This window comes from Aeromonas oralensis, from assembly GCF_049665575.1.
GTDB lineage: Bacteria > Pseudomonadota > Gammaproteobacteria > Enterobacterales > Aeromonadaceae > Aeromonas > Aeromonas hydrophila.
The window spans coordinates 1,713,629-1,732,432 of the sequence record NZ_CP187186.1 but is presented as its reverse complement, the minus strand read 5'-3'; the positions used below and the strand labels follow the sequence as shown (position 1 = coordinate 1,732,432).

The 18,804-nt window shown below is 54.6% G+C and carries 17 protein-coding genes; 8 read left to right on the top strand and 9 right to left on the bottom strand.

Going from position 1 to position 18,804, the window contains the following annotated elements; translation table 11 throughout:
* Positions 1 to 12: 12 nt before the first annotated feature.
* Positions 13 to 600, bottom strand: a complete 588-nt coding sequence (locus ACPDZI_RS08270; RefSeq protein WP_438834332.1) for a recombinase family protein — start codon at positions 598 to 600, stop codon at positions 13 to 15.
* Between the two features lie 287 nt (positions 601 to 887).
* On the opposite strand from ACPDZI_RS08270, the gene ACPDZI_RS08265 reads away from it, so the two are divergent.
* Together ACPDZI_RS08265 and ACPDZI_RS08260 are read left to right on the top strand one after the other, a co-directional pair.
* On the top strand, positions 888 to 1,544 hold the full coding sequence (locus ACPDZI_RS08265; protein ID WP_438834331.1) for a DUF6988 family protein: 657 nt from the start codon (positions 888 to 890) through the stop codon (positions 1,542 to 1,544).
* A gap of 480 nt (positions 1,545 to 2,024) precedes the next feature.
* Positions 2,025 to 3,569 carry a hypothetical protein gene (locus ACPDZI_RS08260; RefSeq protein ID WP_438834330.1) on the top strand — a complete coding sequence of 515 codons (1,545 nt, stop codon included), beginning with the start codon at positions 2,025 to 2,027 and terminating at the stop codon, positions 3,567 to 3,569.
* Between the two features lie 800 nt (positions 3,570 to 4,369).
* On the opposite strand, the gene ACPDZI_RS08255 is transcribed toward ACPDZI_RS08260, so the two are convergent.
* Positions 4,370 to 4,825: a hypothetical protein gene (locus tag ACPDZI_RS08255; protein WP_076359740.1), complete on the bottom strand. Its 456-nt coding sequence runs from the start codon at positions 4,823 to 4,825 to the stop codon at positions 4,370 to 4,372.
* Positions 4,826 to 5,027: 202 nt separating this feature from the next.
* Here ACPDZI_RS08255 and suhB point away from each other — a divergent pair, with 202 nt between their 5' ends.
* Entirely contained in the window at positions 5,028 to 5,831 is an 804-nt protein-coding gene (gene suhB / locus ACPDZI_RS08250) for an inositol-1-monophosphatase (RefSeq protein ID WP_408754151.1), read from the top strand.
* A 454-nt stretch (positions 5,832 to 6,285) separates the two neighbouring features.
* On the opposite strand, the gene ACPDZI_RS08245 is transcribed toward suhB, so the two are convergent.
* Positions 6,286 to 7,917 carry a methyl-accepting chemotaxis protein gene (locus tag ACPDZI_RS08245; RefSeq protein WP_168965570.1) on the bottom strand — a complete coding sequence of 544 codons (1,632 nt, stop codon included), beginning with the start codon at positions 7,915 to 7,917 and terminating at the stop codon, positions 6,286 to 6,288.
* Between the two features lie 377 nt (positions 7,918 to 8,294).
* Between ACPDZI_RS08245 and ACPDZI_RS08240 the strand changes: the two genes are divergently transcribed.
* From ACPDZI_RS08240 to ACPDZI_RS08220, 5 genes are all read left to right on the top strand, one after another.
* Complete coding sequence (locus ACPDZI_RS08240; protein ID WP_024946105.1) at positions 8,295 to 9,227, top strand: ZIP family metal transporter; 933 nt, start codon at positions 8,295 to 8,297, stop codon at positions 9,225 to 9,227.
* 94 nt (positions 9,228 to 9,321) lie between these two features.
* Positions 9,322 to 10,080, top strand: a complete 759-nt coding sequence (locus tag ACPDZI_RS08235) for a substrate-binding periplasmic protein (RefSeq protein ID WP_043118914.1) — start codon at positions 9,322 to 9,324, stop codon at positions 10,078 to 10,080.
* A 107-nt stretch (positions 10,081 to 10,187) separates the two neighbouring features.
* A complete protein-coding gene (mtnN, locus tag ACPDZI_RS08230; RefSeq protein ID WP_024946103.1) occupies positions 10,188 to 10,880 on the top strand; it encodes a 5'-methylthioadenosine/S-adenosylhomocysteine nucleosidase in 693 nt (230 codons plus the stop codon).
* Positions 10,877 to 11,827 carry a cobalamin biosynthesis protein gene (locus ACPDZI_RS08225; RefSeq protein ID WP_438834329.1) on the top strand — a complete coding sequence of 317 codons (951 nt, stop codon included), beginning with the start codon at positions 10,877 to 10,879 and terminating at the stop codon, positions 11,825 to 11,827. Before mtnN ends, ACPDZI_RS08225 begins: the two co-directional genes overlap by 4 nt.
* Positions 11,820 to 12,641, top strand: coding sequence for a cobalamin-binding protein (locus ACPDZI_RS08220; protein ID WP_438834328.1), 822 nt, complete (start codon positions 11,820 to 11,822; stop codon positions 12,639 to 12,641). Before ACPDZI_RS08225 ends, ACPDZI_RS08220 begins: the two co-directional genes overlap by 8 nt.
* An 89-nt stretch (positions 12,642 to 12,730) precedes the next feature.
* Here ACPDZI_RS08220 and ACPDZI_RS08215 read toward each other — a convergent pair whose 3' ends face one another.
* From ACPDZI_RS08215 to flaB, 6 genes are read right to left on the bottom strand one after another with little or no spacing between them, the layout of a single operon-like run.
* Positions 12,731 to 14,818, bottom strand: a complete 2,088-nt coding sequence (locus ACPDZI_RS08215) for a motility associated factor glycosyltransferase family protein (protein ID WP_438834558.1) — start codon at positions 14,816 to 14,818, stop codon at positions 12,731 to 12,733.
* A 7-nt stretch (positions 14,819 to 14,825) separates the two neighbouring features.
* On the bottom strand, positions 14,826 to 15,125 hold the full coding sequence (locus ACPDZI_RS08210; protein ID WP_323945636.1) for a hypothetical protein: 300 nt from the start codon (positions 15,123 to 15,125) through the stop codon (positions 14,826 to 14,828).
* Positions 15,122 to 15,544, bottom strand: coding sequence for a flagellar export chaperone FliS (gene fliS, locus ACPDZI_RS08205; RefSeq protein WP_043166537.1), 423 nt, complete (start codon positions 15,542 to 15,544; stop codon positions 15,122 to 15,124). Before fliS ends, ACPDZI_RS08210 begins: the two co-directional genes overlap by 4 nt.
* Before the next feature lie 25 nt (positions 15,545 to 15,569).
* Positions 15,570 to 16,979, bottom strand: coding sequence for a flagellar filament capping protein FliD (fliD, locus tag ACPDZI_RS08200; RefSeq protein WP_146061858.1), 1,410 nt, complete (start codon positions 16,977 to 16,979; stop codon positions 15,570 to 15,572).
* Between the two features lie 26 nt (positions 16,980 to 17,005).
* Entirely contained in the window at positions 17,006 to 17,446 is a 441-nt protein-coding gene (locus ACPDZI_RS08195; protein WP_207136939.1) for a flagellar protein FlaG, read from the bottom strand.
* 38 nt (positions 17,447 to 17,484) lie between these two features.
* Positions 17,485 to 18,390, bottom strand: a complete 906-nt coding sequence (gene flaB / locus ACPDZI_RS08190) for a flagellin B (protein WP_065478065.1) — start codon at positions 18,388 to 18,390, stop codon at positions 17,485 to 17,487.
* Positions 18,391 to 18,804: the final 414 nt, after the last annotated feature.

The following is an 18,804-nucleotide window of genomic DNA, read 5'->3' as shown; positions in this document are numbered from 1 at the left end:
TTTCTTTAGATATCATCCCTGTTCTGTACTCATCATTTCCTTTTTGACACGAAACACTGTTGCTCTACCGCAGTCGCACAGCTTCGCGATCTCATCAGGTGTGTTCTTCCCAGCCAAGAGCATTTCAGTGATCTTGCTGTGTAGTTCCCTGTTCTTCTGCTTTCCCTTGTACCGACCAGCCTCTTTAGCAATCGCTATGCCTTCATTACGCCTTGAAGCAATCATGCCTCGCTCGAACTCCGCAACAGCACCCATCATGGTCAGGATCAGACGACTTTGCGGGGAGTTGTCAAAGCTCATCCCGTTAGCCAGGAAGCGAACGACAATGCCTCGATCAACAAGGTTATCTATCATTTCCAGTAAATCACGGGTATTGCGTGCAAGGCGGTCAATGGAATGGGCAACAAGGGTATCGCCTTCACGGAGGTGTGAAAGTAGGTTCAGCAGTTCTGGCCTTTCGCTGGTGGACTTGCCCGATTCCTTCTCAGAAATGATCTTATCGCAAACAGGTTCCAAGACTGCTAATTGGCGTTCAAGGCTTTGATCTTTTGTTGAGACTCTAGCATACCCAAAAATCATGTTCTTACCCCTGTCGGCCATTGAGTATCGTTTAAATTAGGCAAATGATACTGTATCGTATAGATTGTTTCAATATCTAAATGATACTAAACGAGACTCGGCAGATCGGTATCACTAGGGAGTACTCAAAAGAGATTTTCCTCTAGTGTCTTTTTCAACCGGGATCACACTCTATCAAATCAGTAATTGCCGTTTACTCAGAATGGTTGAGTTTGATGGGTTATCACGAAACGCTTTTCTGCTGTTGAGAGTTGGGATAGCCTTAAATTTGCAAATGATCTGTTAAAAAATGTTTTAGGTAGGCCCATATGCTTTTTAATCAGTTGCTTGCACGTTCTGCGGTATTGGAGGAGCGACTAGCTGACTTCATCTCGTTACCGCTGGTAAATGATTCCAGTCGTCTACAGGCTGCTAGGGCACTTGCTAGCCTTAGCTTTGAACATGCTCAAAGCTTGAAGTATCTAGTGGCAGCAGGCCTACATACATCAGCCGCAGCCCTACTTCGCGTGCAGTATGAGTCGCTGGTTCGTTCTCTTTGGGTGCTTTATGTTGCAACAGACAGCCAAGCTGAATTGATGCTCGCTGAGCTCACGCAGGATACTGCTAAGCAAGCCAACAAAATTCCGATGCTCAGCCAAATGCTAGAAGCAATCGAAGAGAAGGCACCACATGCACCAGTGGCTCATCTCAAGGAGTTCAAACATTACTCGTGGCGGCCTCTGAGCTCTTTTGTGCACGGTGGAATCCATGCAGTGAATCGTCATGGCAAAGGCTTCCCGCCTGAGCTGGTTCTGATGCAAATCCGACTCTCGAATGGGCTGCTGGGGATTGCAGGTAATCTGCTTTTGATCCTGGCTGGCGTACCAGCAGAGGCCGGTAAAATGGCTGGCATATATACTGAGTTTCAAGACTGCTTTCCCCCGGCCGATTCACCTTACCCGCGAACCACTGAGCCATCTTACTAATTCACATCTGAGACTCGTGGGTAATCACAAAAAGATAAAATATATCTTGACATTTTCCAGTTGTGCCACATCAAATGTGATTCCAGTGGCTCAGATGATTTTTAACCAGTGCAGATAAAAACAGGCTGATTTCTGTTCTAAGTATGAGATTCCTTGGACTTTTCAATTCAACAGCCGTGGGGCTGGGGTCTGATACTTTTGGGGAGTGAAGGCCAGTCAGTCTAGGTCAACACAACAAGCAGGGCTCAGAGGGAATTCATCCTATTCCCTTACTCTTCCTTCTATCAAGACCATCGCATTAACGCGACTATCTGTGATTTTTGAAATCCTCCCCCCTGCATGTGTTACAAATTAATGGCACCCATGCTACGCCATATCAAACCCTAGAGCCTCCAGCCCTACAGTTTCTCTGTATGCGTATGCATGAGTGAAAAATCACCAGTAAACAATGATTTACTGGGATGTATAAAAAGGTATCTCATGAAAATAAAAACAATAAAACACTCCATTCTAATAAATTTCGATCTACTGTTCCCACACCTTCATAAGCTTAAGTTTGCGGCTTATGGCTGTGGAGCTGGCAAAACAACAGCCCTGATCAAAGAGATAAACAGCTCAAAACCCGATCAATTTTTCATTCTCGTTTTCGGCACTAACAAGATGCAAGAGTATGTGGCGTCAAAGATCGATGGAGCCCACACCTTAGTCAGCGATAAGGACTCGCAGAACTACTGCCATGACATTCTACAAGCAGTTCTGGACTACCTACGAGCCCCCCAGATCAGCCACAAAGCACTGATAATTAGTGATAAAATCTTCTTTAAACTAGATCCTAAGCTACTGAAAAAATTCAAAATCTATCTGGATGACGTTGTAACTTTCAGTTCTCATATAACTCTCAACGACGCCACACCAGCAGCAAAGCGACTAGTCCAAGATGAGTTGTTGAAGCTGGCCCCCTATGACATGACCACCAGTAAGAAAGCGAAAAAGGGACAATCCAGCGAGCAGTACTGCATAGGAACAAAGCGTGATTTTTCGGGCGATATAACAACTACAGTGGGAAAAACTCTCGACATTATTCAGGATAATGACCAGTTCTTCATGGATTCGAGCTGGTTTTATGACAGTTCAAAGTCCCAATTGAACATCACTGCTTGGCGAGATTTGCAGAAGTACATAGATGCTGACCTAGATATGACCTTCATTGGAGCGAACTTCACTAACTCCATGATCTACAAGGCACACAAGCACTTATTCAGACAAATCACACTACCCTATGTACAAGAAAGAACTGTCCCTTTGGATGATCGCCTAGAAATCTTCTACTTTCTGGAGCACACACGAGCATCAACGACCTGGAAGAATGATAACAATGAGTGCTTAACCAAAATTTATGACTACTTACGCACAAATTTAGGTGCTGATTACTACTACACCCACAACAACTCTGACGACAAACGCAAGAACGTTCGCGGGGAGGCATACGAGCTGCTAGGGCAAAAAATCAGTGTAGAAGCTCGTGGCTTGAATGACTTTAGAAAATATGAAGCCTGTGTCTGGCTTGCGACTCTCAAACCGAGTCCCGCCGAAGCTGCACACATTGAACATTTATTCGGCATTACCTATAACGAGTTCATTAGCTCTAGGGAACACGAGGCTATGCATCAATTCGTACTGAGGGGGTGTAGCAGGGAGTACAGTTCAACCCAAACTCAACGAGTCTATGTTCTCGACCGCGATCAAGCAGAAGCACTAGGGACAAACATCAAGCACATTGACCTACAGCTCCCATCAGATAACCCCATCAAGAAACCTGTCGGTGCACCTGTGAAGCAGTTCAAGCTGGACGCCGCCGCTTCTGAACGCTGTAGAAGGAAGCTCCAAAAGAACCCAAGTTTGGAGGAGTTCAGGAAGTGGATGTTCAAAGGAGCCAATGCTAGCTGTACTGACTGGGAACGGGAGATCTTCATGGAGAGGTACGAGAAGCACCAGTCTACAGCCGGACTGAGGAAGGCTGCGTAGTGGATACGAGGAATGAGTGGGATTTAATACCTTATATATTATAGGGAGTTATTCCCACCTTTTCAGTTCTGATCAATCAAAAGGCAATGAAGAACGCCGCTGCCGCTTGCGGTAAGGAGTTCTTCCCATGTAGTCATGAGTAACGAGTGCAGCGAGTACGATTGACTACTGCCGACTTTCTGTAGCAGTACATTTTTAATACAGAAATTCAACAGATACCTGCTTATACATACGTACATCAGTAGTCACTCGCGGACTCGTGACTACGTGGGAAAGCCTCAACTGCTTGCAGTTGCGGCTTTTCACTCTCTTCTACAAAATGCATAAGCAACTGTTTTTTAAATGAAAATAAACTGATTAGCTAGATCCAAAAATGCCTTTGGTGTTGTTAGTTCTACTGCATGCGACGAATGGGCGATCAAGCCCATCGGAGGCCCAGGATCTTACATAATGGCTTCAAGTTAGGAAGGCTCCACGGAACTCACCAACACAAAGAGATCCAAAAGGGTCATTTTGTATATAAATCAGCCTCATCGACTTCATCCATGTTTTCATATAAATCTCGTCTCGATCCATATTGCTACCATGAACATCCAGTAAGCCATCTATAGGTAACTAATTGTTACCTCGAAAAAAGCTCCAAAGAGAGCCTTTTGAAATTCTCGTTACTGTTGAGTCTGGTGTAAAATGCCTCCCTGTTTCTTGGAACATTCATGCCAACGACTGGCGTAAAATGTTTCCCTGCCCCTTATGACAAATATTGTGCCGCTTGAACAGCCCGGACGCAGGGAAGAGCGCGACTAGTTGCACAGCCCCATGGGTTGGCGCTGGCGCAGCAGGATCAGGCGGGACAAGAGCGGGAAGTAGGATTCCAGTTTGCTCAGCAGCACCCGGCTGCAGGCGGGATCGGCGAGTTCAGACTCGTCCAGCACTATGCCGTTTGAGACGAAGTAGAAGCGCGGGTCACGCACGTCCGGCCCCTGAATGGTGAGAGTCGCATCGCCTTTGCGCATCAGCAGCGGCAACACCGGCAAGCCGAACGTATCGCTGTTGCGCTGCCAGGCAAATTCCGGCCAGGCCGCATCGCCATCGAGCAGCAAGATCGCCGCCTCTTCCTTGCCTGGCTGCCATTGGCAAGGCTGGGCAATGCTCACCTCGTTGAAGTAGTCGCCATATCCGGTCGATGCGCGCAAGGCAGCCAGCAGCCCCTGGGTAGTGATTGCCGACGGTTTTTGACTGACTAATGACAAATTCATGATCCACGTCCCTATGCTCAATGCAGCCTGTTATTCGGCTGCTGCCCATAAGACTAGACCAAAAGGAGCCTATATTGGAGCCGTCAGATCTGGCAGTCGCCAAGGCTGGGGGGATGGCGTATAACGGTTGCCATTCTCGCGAAGACTGGTATTATACCGCGTCCTTTTATTCCCCCGTTCTTTAACATCCAGTGGTGAACCTATGCATCCGATGCTGAATATCGCCGTGCGCGCTGCGCGCAACGCCGGTCAAGTAGTAGTAAAAGCCTTCTCTCAACCCGAGAACATCGAGGTTATCCAGAAAGGCAGCAATGACTTCGTGACCAACGTTGACCGTGAAGCCGAAGCGGCCATCATTCACACCATCAAAAAATCTTACCCGGAACACAGCATCGTGGCTGAAGAGTCTGGCGAGATTACCGGTACCAATCCGGACTACCAATGGATCATTGACCCACTGGATGGCACGACCAACCTGGTCAAAGGCATTCCGCACTTTGCCGTCTCCATCGCCCTGCGCGTGAAGGGCAAGACTGAACAAGCCGTTGTTTACGATCCGATCCGTGACGAGCTGTTTACTGCTACCCGTGGTAGCGGTGCCCAGCTGAACGGTTATCGCATCCGTGTCGGCAAGGCCAAAGAACTGGCCGGCACCATCCTGGCCACCGGTTTCCCGTTCAAGCAGAAGCACCACATCGAGCCGTACCTGAAGATGTTCCAGAGCATGTTCATCGAGTGTGCCGACATCCGTCGTGCCGGCTCTGCCGCGCTGGATCTGGCCTACGTAGCTGCCGGTCGCGTCGACGGCTTCTGGGAAATCGGCTTGAAGCCCTGGGATACCGCAGCCGGTGAGCTGCTGGCCAAAGAGGCTGGCGCCATCGTCACTGACTTCATCGGTGGTCACAACTACGAAAACTCCGGCAACATCGTGGTTGCCAACCCGCGCGTTCTGAAAGAGATGCTCGGCAAGATCCGTGAAAACCTGCCGGAGTCCCTGGCCAAATAAGCCAGCCTCGCGCAGCGCACGTACCACAAACCCGGCCAAGGCCGGGTTTTTTTATGGCCGCCAGCAAGGAACGCGTGCCTGTGTACGCCCATATCCCTAAACGCCATTGCCCTACCTATTCCATCGGGGTGGCAGCATCCGTTACCCAGCCAGGGTGGCCCTTTGCTAGCTATATCTTCAACACGGCACGAGGATGCGACCCCCTCCGAACCGCGCAGCGCCACCATCCGGCCTCGCCCCTCAGGCTGCTCTCACATCGACCTGGCTGTCGGCTTCTGCCGTCGCGAGCTTGCCGCACCGTTCACGGAACTCGCTTTGCTCTCCCTTCATTGCAAACCAGATGTCCCAGAGCGTGGCCACCGTCCAATAACAGACAACCCGGCCTGAGCCGGGTTGTCTGGGTGCCTGCCCATGCAGGCAGCGGTTGTGTCGCCCTCCCTGGCGCGCAGCAGCATTACGCCAGACGGAAACGACCGATGGTCTGACGCAGACCGGCGGCCAGCTGGCTCAGCTCCAGGCAGGCGCGGGCGGTATGATCGGCCCCAACGGCGACCTCGTTGGAAGATTCGTTGATCCGCTCCACGTTGCGACCCAGCTCATCGGAGACCGCATCCTGCTCGCCACAGGCGCTGGCGATCTGAATGGCCATGTCGGCAATCTGGGCCACCGCCTCTTCAATCTGCTGGATGCCGTTGCTGGTCTGCTCGCTCTGCTCCACACACTGGCGGATCATCTCGCAGCTCTGGCCGGTCACCTCTTTGGCCTGGTTGGCACGTGCCTGCAGGGTTTCGATGATGGCTACGATCTCGCCGGTGGAGGCCTGGGTGCGCCCCGCCAGGGTACGTACCTCGTCGGCCACCACCGCAAAACCGCGGCCCTGCTCGCCGGCGCGGGCAGCCTCGATGGCGGCGTTGAGTGCCAGCAGGTTGGTCTGATCGGCGATGCCGCGGATCACGTCAACTACCACGTTGATCTGAGCGGATTCACGCTCCAGTTCGGTAACCAGGGTGCCCGCCTGTTCAATCTCTTCGGCAACCCGGGTAATGGACATCAGCGAGCTCTGCACATCCTGATTGCCACGGCGTGCCAAGGCATTGGCGGAGCTGGCCGACTCGGATGCGGTCTCGGTGTTGCCCGCCACATCGGCCACGGTGGCCTTCATCTGAGCCATGGCGGTGGCGACCAGCGAGATCTCCTGCTGCTGGCTCTGGATCCCCTGTGCCGATTGCTCGGAGACGGCGCTCACCTCTTCAATGGCGGCACCCAGCTGAGTCACAGCCGCCACCACCTCTTCAATCAGGCCGCGCAGGTTGTCCTGCATCTTGAGGGAGGCCTTGGCCAGCATGCCCAGCTCGTCGCGACCGATGTGCTGGCGATCCAGCTGATGGGTCAGATCGCCGGCTGCGATGGCGTTGGCCTGCGCCACCACGGCCTGCAGCGGCAGGCAGATCTGGCGGGTCAGGAACCAGGTCATGGCTACCATGAACAGCAGCAGGCTGCCGATGCTCACCATGGCAAAACTGGTCACCATGTTGACGCTGTCAAGCAGGCTGCCACGGTTCTCTTTCACGAAACCGAGGTTCACTGCCACCAGACCGTTGACCGCCTGCTCCAACTCGCCATAAATGGGGTTGGACTGGAACAGCTGATCCTTGGCCTGGGCCAGCTGACCCTGCACCAGCAGTTGATCCACCACATTGACCGAGTTCAGATAGCGTTGCCACTCCTGCTTGGCGCGGTTGAACACCTGGCGCTCATGGTCGGCACCGACCGTGGCCTCATAGGCACGAAAGGCCTGCTCGACCTTTTGGACGCTGGCCTGGATCCGGCCGCGACGGGCTTGCAGATCGGTGGCGTCATCTACCATCAGCAGGGCAAACTGGGCACGGCGCACGTAGGATACGTCGTAGAGCAGGTTCTCGACCGAGAGCACGCTCGGCAGGGTGGAGTCGGTAAAATTCAGCACGCGATCGCGCACGCCGCGCAGCTCGCTGGAGAGAAAAATACCGAATATCACGTTGACGGCGGCAATGACCGCAAAGACCACGGCAATCTTTTTGCCGATAGACAGATTTTTGTAAAACATGGTGGCTGGTGATCCTCGACTGCTGACAAGCAGGTGCACAGTGGCGATCACATCCGTATGAACTGGTAACCCGGACTTTCCTGACGGGAGATGGGACGTTGCGAAAGACCAAGGGAAGGGTGGGTTTCGCGAGGGCGGCACTTTACCACAAACCTGCCTACTCCTTCACCAGCTTTTGCCGCAACAAAGCAAGTTGTTTTTCCATACAACCTGATCTTCATCACAAACTATTCAAGGCGACCAAATCATTTCAAATAGTTAGCCGATGAATGCAATCGATGCACCGGCATGGACAAGTCAGGCCCGGCTCGCTGTAATGCAAGAGTCCCCGGATGGCGCCTCGCCGTCCCCGCCATCAAGCAAGAGAGGTGATCTTCATGGATAACGCGTCGGCCCTGCCCCTTTCCTCCTGGTCTGCCCAGCTGCGCGAGCAACTGCGGGCACGCCCGGTGATCGCCATCGGCCTGCTCGTTGCACTGGCGGCCGTCGTGCTGTTGCTGCTGCAGAGCCTGGTGATGCTGGCCGCCGGCGACATCAGCCCCGGCGTTCGCTACGGCCTGCTCGGCGGCCTGGCCGGCTTTGCCGCCACCGCGCTCGGGGCCTTGCCTGCCCTCTTTCTGCGCTCGGTCCCCCAACGGGTGGAAGACAGCATGCTGGGCTTTGCCGCCGGCATGATGCTGGCGGCCAGCGCCTTCTCCCTGCTGCTGCCAGGGCTCGAGGCGGCAGAGGGGCTCACCGGCAACGGCTTTCTCGCCGCGGCCGTGGTGGTGGCAGGCATGACCCTCGGGGTGCTCCTCATGCTGGGGCTCGATCAATTCACGCCCCATGAGCATGACAAGACCGGCCCCTGTGGTCCCGGTCACGAGAGTTGCTCCCGGGTCTGGTTGTTCGTGTTCGCCATCGCCCTGCACAACCTGCCGGAGGGGATGGCCATCGGGGTGAGCTTCTCGCAGGGTGACATGTCGGTAGGTCTCCCGCTCACCACTGCCATCGCCTTGCAGGACATTCCGGAAGGGCTGGCGGTGGCGCTCGCCATGTGCGCCGCCGGTTTTCGCCCCGGCAAAGCCGTGCTGGTCGCCATCGGCAGCGGCCTGCTTGAGCCGCTCGGGGCGCTGCTCGGCGTCGGCCTCTCCAGCGGGTTGGCCATCGCCTATCCCATTGGCCTCGGACTGGCCGCCGGTGCCATGCTGTTCGTGGTCTCCCACGAGGTGATCCCCGAGACTCACCGCAACGGCCACCAGACCCACGCCACCCTAGGCCTGATGGCCGGGTTTGCCTTGATGATGACCCTCGATACGGCGCTTGGTTGATAAGATTCTGATATATGGCGTAATGTTTCAGCACTAGCGCCGTGACATCGGCGGGCAACGTCGCATTTCCCCACAGGTCGAGGGCCAGCATGACATGATATTCCGGGTGATGATGCTGGGTTGTCTGCTGGCAGTCGCTCATCGGGTCGTCTCTGCCACCGAAATATATCGCACGGCGGCGCAACCCGAATCCGCCCCCAAATACACCCAGATGGCGGATGGCCGCATCGGAGGATTCTGCGTCGAGCTGTTTCGGCTACTGGAACGCCAGGAGCCCGCCCTGCGCATCCAGGGCGATCAGCGCTTTGTGCCCCTCAAGCGGCTGGAGAAACAGGTGCGTTTCGGCCAGCTCGACTTCATCTGCGGCGTGGGCGACAACCCGGGCCGTCGCAACCACTTCCTCTATCTGCAGCCCCCCATCTTCACCGTGCGCTACCACCTGGCGGTACGCAGCGATGATCCGGTCGAGATCCACCAGTGGGATGACGTCAGGGCCCTTGGCGAGAAGGGCATCATCCTCATCAATCACGGCAGCGGCGCCATCGAACGGCTGCAGGCCCTGCAGGGGCTCATCATCGACAGCGGCGGGATCAACAGTGCTGCCAATTACGACAAGCTGTTGATGAAACGAGGGCGCTTCGTCTACTACCGCTCACCCGGCTTCGAGGGCGACTTGCTGCGCCACCATCTGAGCGGCCAAATTCGTATCCTCCCCACCGCCATGGAAACCATCCCCTTCTATATCCTGTTTTACCAGCGCACCTCCCCTGCCCGGCTGGCCCTGTTCGCCAATGCCCTGCAACGGCTGGCGGAGAGCGGCGAGCTGGCGGATCTGGCCAAGCGCTACCCTTAAGCGCCCCTTCACATCGCGCAGCATCGGAATGCTCGGCGCCATTGCCAACTTTTGTTATGATCCACAGCAACTTATTCGGCCGCATGGCCATCAAGACGAGGTGAGTGATGAAAGTAGGTATTATCGGCGCCATGGAACAGGAAGTGGCCCTGCTGCGCAGCCAGATGAGCAACCCGACCACCCTGCAACTGGGCGGCTGCGAGTTCTATCAGGGCACCCTGGCAGGCAAAGAAGTGATCCTGACCCGCTCCGGCATCGGTAAAGTGGCCGCCAGCGTCGCCACCAGCCTGCTGCTGGAAAAATTCGCCCCCGACTACGTCATCAATACCGGTTCTGCCGGCGGCTTTGCCCAGGACCTTCACATCGGTGACGTGGTGATCGCCAGCGAGATGCGCTTCCACGATGTGGATGTCACCGCTTTTGGCTACGAGATGGGCCAGATGGCGCAGCAACCGGCCGCCTTCCCCTGCGACGAGACGCTCATCGCTGTCGCCCAGGATTGCATCGCCGAGCAGGGCAAGCATCAAACCAAAGTCGGCCTCATCTGCACCGGCGATCAGTTCATGTGCAAGCCGGACGCCATCGCCAAAGCCCGTGCAGACTTCCCGCAGATGCTGGCAGTCGAGATGGAAGGCGCTGCCATCGGCCAGGTGTGCCACATGTTCAAGGTGCCCTATCTGGTGGTGCGCGCCATGTCCGATATCGCCGGCAAGGAACAGGTTGAATCTTTCGATGCCTTCATCGAGGTGGCCGGCAAGCACTCCGCCGAAGTAATCATCAAGATGCTCGGCAAGCTGTGATCCCACTCACCACGCTGGAACAGATGGTCGCCACTCCGGCGGCCATCTTGCTCGGTGCCGCCCTGCTGGAGGCCATCGTGCCCTGGCCGGCCCACTATCGCCTCTCCGCCGTCGTGCCGCTGCTGACCCGGCTGGGTCACAAGGTGTGCCGCCCCGACGGTGCCCCCGGGCAGCAATTGCAGGCCGGTCTGCTGGCCATGCTGATTGTCTGGCTGCCTTGCGCCGCCGGACTCTGGGCGGTGCGCAATCTCTCGCTCTCGGAGCCGCTGTTCGACCTGCTGTTTCTGCTGCTGATGCTGGAATCGCGTCCGCTGCGGGAGCTGGCCCGTGCCACTCGCTCGCTGACAGACCAGGATACCTTGGTGGTGGCCCGGCTGCAGGCCTCCCCCTGGCTCAGGCGCGATACCGGCAAGCTCTCTCTGATGGGGCTTGCCAAGGCTGTCAGCGAAAGTTGCGCCCTGCGCCTGATAGGACAGTGGGCCGGCCCTCTGCTGGGATTTGCCCTGGCGGGAGTTCAAGGCGCCCTGCTGTGGCGCCTCGCCCAGTTGATGAATCAGGGCTGGAGCCCGAAACAGCCAGCCTTTGCCCACTTTGGCCGGGCCGCCGCCGTGCTCTATCAGGCTCTGTGCACCCCTGCCATCTTGTTGCTGGCACTGCCCTTGTGCCTGACCCAGCTGCGCCAGCTGGCAAGCCGGCTGCGCACGGCGATACGCTGGCCCTATCCCGCCATGGGAATTCTGCTGGCGCTGCTGTCCGGCTCGTTGGGCTGCAAGCTCGGTGGCCCCCGTTACTATCAGGGCTGCTTGATCCGTTTCCCCGTGTTTGACGCCGCCGCCGAGCCGGATGCCGGCACGGCCCTGCGCCTGCTCAACCGCCTGCAACAAGCCGGTTGGGGCTGGTTGGCGCTGGCATTGCTGCTCACTGTGCTGGAACACCTGCATGGCTAGATGGCTCCCCCTGCTCTGCCTGTTGTGCGTGTCGCCCGCCTTGCTGGCCGGGACACCGACACGCATCGTCAGCCTCACTCCTCATCTGACCGAACTGCTGTTTGCCATCGGCGCCGGCGATCGCATCGTGGCCACCGACGATGCCTCCGATTATCCGCCCGAGGTCAAACGCCTGCCCCAGGTGGCCAATTACCGCAGCATCAATCTGGAAGCCCTGCTGGCCCAAAAGCCCGACCTGATCGTCGCCTGGCGCTCCGCCCAATCCCGTATGCTGGCCCCTGTCAAGCAGCTAGGGATCCCGGTGTTCTATTCAGAACCGACCGACTTTGCCTCCCTCGCCACCGAGATGCGGGCGCTGGGAAAAACCTTGGGGGTGGAACAAACCGCCAATGCCGAGGCCGATGCCTATCTTGCTCGCCTGGCCGCACTTGGGCAGCGCTACGGCAAGCCCAAACATATCAAGGTGTTTTATCAGCTCTGGTATCCACCGCTCACCAGCGTTAGCGGCAAGGCCTGGCCCGCCCAGGCCATCGAACTGTGCGGCGGGGAAAACGTGATGGCAACTGCCCGCACGCCCTACCCTCAGGTCAGCCTAGAGCAAGTGATCAAGGCCAATCCGGCACTGATCCTGGCTGGGAGTCAAGACCCCGACGCTCTGCGCCACTGGCAACAGTGGCCCAATCTGGACGCCGTCCGCCATCAGCGCCTGCAGCTCATCAACTCGGATGAGCTGCACCGTTTCACCCCAAGAGCGCTCAACGCCGTGGAGCAGATATGCCATGCCATTGAAGAGGCACAATTGCCAAGCCTGTAAAACGCGCAGCTTGGTCATTTTCGCAATAAAAAAACACCGGCCAGAGCCGGTGTTTTTTTATTCAGCAGAGATGTGATGAAGGATAGCCGTTACTTCTGCTTGAAGATATCCAGCCCGACGAAATAAACAGAATCGTGACGCTGGAAGGCATCGGCATAAATCGGCTTCGCATCATCAAAGAACCGCTCCAGGATAGTCTCGGCCTCTTTTATCTTGGCTTCGAACTTTTCAGGAGTAGCGTCAAGCAGGGTCATCATCAAACCAATGATGTTGGCGTAGAAATAGTTCATCGAGCCAATCAAAATGCGATAAAGATGACAATCACGGCTCATCAGCAAATAAAGAAGATAATCGTGATGACGCTGCATCATGGCCAATATCTCATTGTGTTGGTATTTGACCGTTTGCCAGTCGGTACGTAACTTCTCCAGCAAATCGTCAAACAGCGGTACGTTGAGTGCGGCATTGAAGTCGATACTGGTCATATCGAACGGTTGGAAGCTGCGCGCCATCAGTTCATCCAGCAGAGCGATTTTATCCAGCTCAGGGCCGCTGATTTGCAGAGCATCAACCGGTTGGGGGATGGCACCGTCAATATAAGCACCATCACTGCAATTCAGGCAGCGTATATCCGGATGGCCAGTCAGCACACGCGCCATATTATGAATGGCCAGACCAAACAGGTGGTTGATCCGCACTTCCCCGCCAAAATTACCCGGAGCCGGGAAAGTATCCTTCAGATTTTCGTCGTACTTGGCTTCTTTCTTCTCGTTGTAATAGAGGCTCAGACTGGAGTGATGCTTGTCTGCATACTTGTAGCCATTGTCTATCCCGAACAGGTATACCTGCTTGAAACCGAGCAGGGCTGCATAGTTGAGACCGGTATTGCCAACGAAGGGGTTGGAAAATTCAATGGACTCATATTCGAAAGCCTGCCCCAAACGGCTGGCCAGCATGGCAAACATGGGTTCATTAGGTTTGAAAGTCAGCCCCGTTTTGCGGAAAAAGGTCTTGCACTCAGGGTGGATCACATCGACGCTGAGGAATACTGCATTCTTGAGAAAATCATCCGCACCGAGAATGCGCAGGAAATCTGCCGAGCTCTTGGTTCGCTCCACCGCCACGTATATGTCAGGCTTGATGCCCGCCTTGTGCAGGGCACTGACGGCGGTACCACAGGCGATGATGATGGCTTGTCCCTGATGCTGCTGAATAAAATCGATGCTCTGATCCAGCGACGGCCCATTACCGACCACGAATACCGGTACCTGCTCGGCCAGTGAGGTATCACGCTCCCGCTTCAGGAACGGCGTACCATCCTGCAGATGAGTGTGGCTGTGGGCCAGCGCATAAATATTGTCATCGAAGAAGCCCCAGCCCGTTTTGAGCAGATAAAGCTCCCCCTCAGCCTTATCGATCAAGGCATGCAGCTTGGGTGAGTGATAATGACAGAATGAGAAATAGCTCGCCGACCAGAATGCCCCCTTGCGATGCAACGCTTCCATCATGTCTGCCACCAGCAGTTGCTCATCCACACCGATGAAAAGATGCAGGCTCAGCGACTCCTGTTCCATATATTCGAGAAGTTGGTGCCAGTCGAAACAATAAAGCGAGGCATAAAACATATCGAGGTCGGGCTCTAAGGCAAACAGATTTCTGATCCTGCATTTCTCATAGAGATAGCCAAGCTGATAACCCAGTCCGATCCCGTACATGAATGACAAGGGAATATCAGCATCCAGCGCCTTGCGAAGCGGTAATCCCTCAAGGGAAGCATTCTCTTTGAGCTCTGAAATGGCATTGTTGTAGGCAATATGAATTTGGCCTTCCAGATACCATTGGGGGACAAAGTCGATGCATTGCAATACGCTCTGTTCGATCACCTCGGCAATCTGGGCTTGTGCTTCGGCAAAGGGATCATCCCCATACAGGGAAACCTTGTCATCAAGCCACAAAATATTTGGAATGCCATTTTCATTACAGAAAAACCGAAAAGGTCTGGTTGGCTGGTACTCTTTGAAAAATGCATGGATCCCTGGCATGTATTTTTCAAAGGCGGCCATATTAAGCTGATGACGAACAGGCAACACCGTCAGCATGGCGGCCTCCTGTTCTTTTTGAACTGCAAGACGGGACAGCTCTTCCTCTGCACTTTCTATGTTTTTATTAAAATCCATTCGATATTTAACCCGCATTCGACTTGTAAAGGCTTGTTGCTCGCCCAGCCTTGGAGAATTGGCGCAATTCATCTTCTGCCAGACTCCTGGCGCTCGCAATTCGCTCATGGATCATTTGAAACTGCAACAGAGCCTGCTGCTGTTCCATATCAAGGTGGCTTTCCACGGGGAACTGCCGAAACACGCCATCGAAAGCATCAAGATAGTGATCCATTTGTACCTCAGCTGCCGACAACTCATTTCTCTCCAGCAGCAGCAACAGCTGGTTACCGTGAGCCATCAATCCGGACAAAATGGCATCGCTCATTCCGTCCTGCCCGCTTTTTGCTGGGCAATGGCCTTGTCACGCTCTTCCACCGGAATGGCATCCCAGCCGCTTTTGACGGTCAGCATCAGGGTCATCACCTCATCAATGGCTGCGATGTCCATATCGCGGCTGGCATCCATCATGCGCACCTTCATATAGTCGTAAAGTGCAAACAGATCTTCAGGCACTTTGCCATAGGAGAGATCCAGCGAGTCCTGTAGACCGTTGATGATCGCCATAGTCTTGGAGATGGACTGGGACTTTGCCTCGAAATCACGGCGTTCGATGGCACCACGGGCCTGGGCAAGTCGCTCGAGACAGCCCTGCATCAACAGCTGGATCACCCGGTAGGGATCTGCTACTGCCAGCTCGGACTGCAGATTCTGGGTGGTATAGGCCTTGATATTTTTCCGATACATACGAGACACGACTCCTGACTACGTATTAATTCGATTTGGTATTGAGCAGATTGAGATAAGAAGCCGACTTGTTCATCTTGGCCAGCATAGTGTCAAGGCTGCCATAACGGGCACGCAGGGTCTCCTGATACTTGGTCAGCTGGGAAGCGACATCCGACTCCTTTCGGCTCACTTCACGCAAATCCGAATTCAGCGTATCTTCCCGCTTGGCCAACAAGCCCCCGGTTTTGGAGTAGGTTTCCAATTGTCCGGCCAGTTTACCTGCCACCCCATCCTTGCCGCCAAAAACGGCCACCACCTGATCGAAGTTTTTGTCGATGGCCTCGCTGAACTTTGTGTCATCAATGGAGAGAACCCCTTTGTTGTCCATCTTCACACCCATCTGGAAAATCGTGGAATAGGTTGAGGATTTTTTTGAGGGTTCGGTAATGGCACCGTTCATCATGTTGATCACGGCGCGTGTTGTCGCGTCACCAGCCAAGGCCCCGCCATCATTCTGGCTTTTTCCCGCCACGATGGAGTTGCGTTTGCCCAGCTCATTGCTCTTCTTCACCAGGGCGTTGTAGCCATCGACAAAGCTTTTGACCATGTCTTTAATGCCGGCCTTGTCGGTGCTCACATCAACCTTGTTCGAGCTGTAGTTCTTGACCGGATTGCCATCTGCATCGGTAGAGGTCGTACTGTCCGACTCTCTGAGCACAGTCAGCTTGAGCCCAACGATGGTGCCATCAAAGGTATTGGTCGCGCTGGTCAGCGTGTTGCCATCCACCTTGATCTTGGCATCCTGAGCATCCTGGCGCTTGGTCAACTTGGAGACCAGATTGTCGGTCAATTCCGTGGTGTTGCCGGTGATCTGCAGATCCTTGCCACTGCCGCTGACCCCGGAATCGATCATCAGCTTGGATTTACCATCGGAGGTATTCATGATGTTGACGCTCAAACCGAAGTTGTCTGCGTCATTGTTGATGCGTTTTCGAATGGATTGCAGCGAATCGCCAGCTTTGACATCAACATCAAAGGTCTTGTCGCCAGCCTTGAACGTCAATTTTCCGTCTTGGGTGATAAGAGGTGTGGTCGACGAGTCGAAGGTACCGTCAAATTTGCTGGTTTTTGCCAGCTGTTCGACGCTGATGTCATATTGCCCATTCGAGGCCCCTGCCTTGCTCTCCACCTTGAGCACAGGCTTGTCCTTGTCCTGGGTAATGTTGATGGAGCGTTTGTTGAACGCATCATCTTTCGCCATCGCCTGCAGGGTAGTCACGAAAGAGGCGATGGCAGATTTCAGCTGCCCCACACCGGAGAGAGTGATTTGAGTGTTGGTCTTCTTGGTGGTGATGGGCTGCATCAGCTGTGCTTTTTTGGCATCGACGCTGGCAGCAATCACTGACTCCAAATCGAGTCCGGAGCCGGCACCTGCAGACGTAATGGTGGGCATACTCACTCTCCTCTTAAGTTTTCATATCAGATCTCGTTATCGAGCAGCAACCCGGCGCGTGAACCGCCTCCGGTCGCATCACTCTCACGCAGATCTTTAATTCGTTTGCTGATAGCCAGCAACTCTTCACTCGGGATTTGCCGGATCATTGACTTGGTTTCGGCGTCGACAACTTTGATCACCACCTGATCCAGATCCTTTTCAACACTGAAATTGACGGTCCAGCCTTGCAACTTGCTGAACTCTTGCAACTTTTGGACCTCATTTTCAATGTCTGCTTGAGGCACATCCTGTTTGGCGTTTTTTTCACCAGGCTGTCCCGCTTGCTGTTTTTTCACATCCTGTGCCGTCACCCGCTGCTCTTCCGTCGTGCCAGATAGCACTTGAGCGGCCGATTGGCCGCTCTTGCTACTTGACTGAAGAGAAGAAGGAGTGACCGATGACGGGATCCCAATTTCATTGGCCATATCGTCGCTCCTCTTTCTATCTCATCACTGCGTTTCTGTTAACCCAGCAGGGACAGAGCAGATTGCGGTCTTTGGTTGGCTTGCGCCAGGATGCTGGACGCCGCCTGTTGCAGAATGTTCTGCTTGGTCAGGTTGGCCGTCTCGGTCGCAAAGTCTGCGTCGCGGATACGAGAGCGTGCTGCGCTCAGGTTCTCGGAAACGTTGGACTGGTTGCGAATGGTCGAGTCGAAGCGGTTCTGCACCGCACCCAGCTCTGCCCGCTTGCTGTCAACTGCCTTGATCATGAAATCAAGGTTCGCCATGGCCAGCTGAGCCGAACTTGCTGCCTTGATGCTGCTCACACTGGTAGAGGTTACGGCTGTCGTACCCTTGGTCACAGTGTAAGGCTCGCCAGTGGCGCTGGTCGCAACGGTCGCACTGCCCTTGGTTGATGATGCAATACCGCTGATGGTGAAAGCAGAGGTCATCTTGAAGGTGATGGTTTGGCTCGCATCAGCACCTACCTGGAACGAACCTTTGTAGTTACCATCCAACAACTTCTGACCACCAAAGGTGGTGTCGTTGGAGATACGGTTGATCTCGGTAGTCAGCTGGTCAAATTCTTGCTGCAGCGCAGTACGGTCGTCGGTGTTGTTGGAGCCGTTGGCGGACTGTTGTGCCAGCGTACGCATGCGTTGCAGCATGCTGGTCACCTCATCCATGGCCCCTTCTGCCGTTTGGGCAACAGAGATACCGTCGTTGGCGTTGCGGTTACCTTGATCCAGACCGTTGATCTGGGAGGTCAAACGGTTGGAGATCTGCAGACCGGCGGCATCGTCCTTGGCGGTGTTGATACGCAGACCGGAAGCCAGTCTGGTATAGGACGTATCCAGGGACTTGTTGGTGTTCATCAGGTTACGCTGGGCGTTCAGTGATGAAGTATTCGTGTTGATATACATGGCCATAAAATATTCTCCCGAAGAACATGCGACTGCGGGTTGCGCCGCCAAAGCGGCGTCCCACCGTTAGAAGAACAGGTTGAACGAGCCTGATTCTTCTGGCGGGTGTCTGTTTGAACGGACAGGCCACCCGCAGTAGTGCAAACGTTGGATTCCGAACACCCCTCGATTGCTTCACTTTATTTAACGGCTGCAGAGCGACAAGCTTTAGGAAAATAATTGCCGAAGGCGGCAAGTTTTATCCGGCAAGCGGCAAACGGCAGGCCCCCCATGTCCTTGGACACGGCACCAGACCTGAAACCAACTTGGAGGGATGAATGAACATATTTGGCACAGTTTGTGCTTTGCTATGGGGGAGTGGCGTCAATTTGACGGCACAATAAAAAAGAGGCCGGAAAATCCGGCCTAAAACGAGCATAC

What these genes read in the sequence shown, in the direction of transcription:
- ACPDZI_RS08270 (WP_438834332.1), bottom strand. Translation starts at nt 600, where the DNA reads ATGGCCGACAGGGGTAAGAACATGATTTTTGGGTATGCTAGAGTCTCA.
- ACPDZI_RS08265 (WP_438834331.1), top strand. Translation starts at nt 888, where the DNA reads ATGCTTTTTAATCAGTTGCTTGCACGTTCTGCGGTATTGGAGGAGCGA.
- ACPDZI_RS08260 (WP_438834330.1), top strand. Translation starts at nt 2,025, where the DNA reads ATGAAAATAAAAACAATAAAACACTCCATTCTAATAAATTTCGATCTA.
- ACPDZI_RS08255 (WP_076359740.1), bottom strand. Translation starts at nt 4,825, where the DNA reads ATGAATTTGTCATTAGTCAGTCAAAAACCGTCGGCAATCACTACCCAG.
- suhB (WP_408754151.1), top strand. Translation starts at nt 5,028, where the DNA reads ATGCATCCGATGCTGAATATCGCCGTGCGCGCTGCGCGCAACGCCGGT.
- ACPDZI_RS08245 (WP_168965570.1), bottom strand. Translation starts at nt 7,917, where the DNA reads ATGTTTTACAAAAATCTGTCTATCGGCAAAAAGATTGCCGTGGTCTTT.
- ACPDZI_RS08240 (WP_024946105.1), top strand. Translation starts at nt 8,295, where the DNA reads ATGGATAACGCGTCGGCCCTGCCCCTTTCCTCCTGGTCTGCCCAGCTG.
- ACPDZI_RS08235 (WP_043118914.1), top strand. Translation starts at nt 9,322, where the DNA reads ATGATATTCCGGGTGATGATGCTGGGTTGTCTGCTGGCAGTCGCTCAT.
- mtnN (WP_024946103.1), top strand. Translation starts at nt 10,188, where the DNA reads ATGAAAGTAGGTATTATCGGCGCCATGGAACAGGAAGTGGCCCTGCTG.
- ACPDZI_RS08220 (WP_438834328.1), top strand. Translation starts at nt 11,820, where the DNA reads ATGGCTAGATGGCTCCCCCTGCTCTGCCTGTTGTGCGTGTCGCCCGCC.
- ACPDZI_RS08215 (WP_438834558.1), bottom strand. Translation starts at nt 14,818, where the DNA reads ATGGATTTTAATAAAAACATAGAAAGTGCAGAGGAAGAGCTGTCCCGT.
- ACPDZI_RS08210 (WP_323945636.1), bottom strand. Translation starts at nt 15,125, where the DNA reads ATGAGCGATGCCATTTTGTCCGGATTGATGGCTCACGGTAACCAGCTG.
- fliS (WP_043166537.1), bottom strand. Translation starts at nt 15,544, where the DNA reads ATGTATCGGAAAAATATCAAGGCCTATACCACCCAGAATCTGCAGTCC.
- fliD (WP_146061858.1), bottom strand. Translation starts at nt 16,979, where the DNA reads ATGCCCACCATTACGTCTGCAGGTGCCGGCTCCGGACTCGATTTGGAG.
- ACPDZI_RS08195 (WP_207136939.1), bottom strand. Translation starts at nt 17,446, where the DNA reads ATGGCCAATGAAATTGGGATCCCGTCATCGGTCACTCCTTCTTCTCTT.
- flaB (WP_065478065.1), bottom strand. Translation starts at nt 18,390, where the DNA reads ATGGCCATGTATATCAACACGAATACTTCATCACTGAACGCCCAGCGT.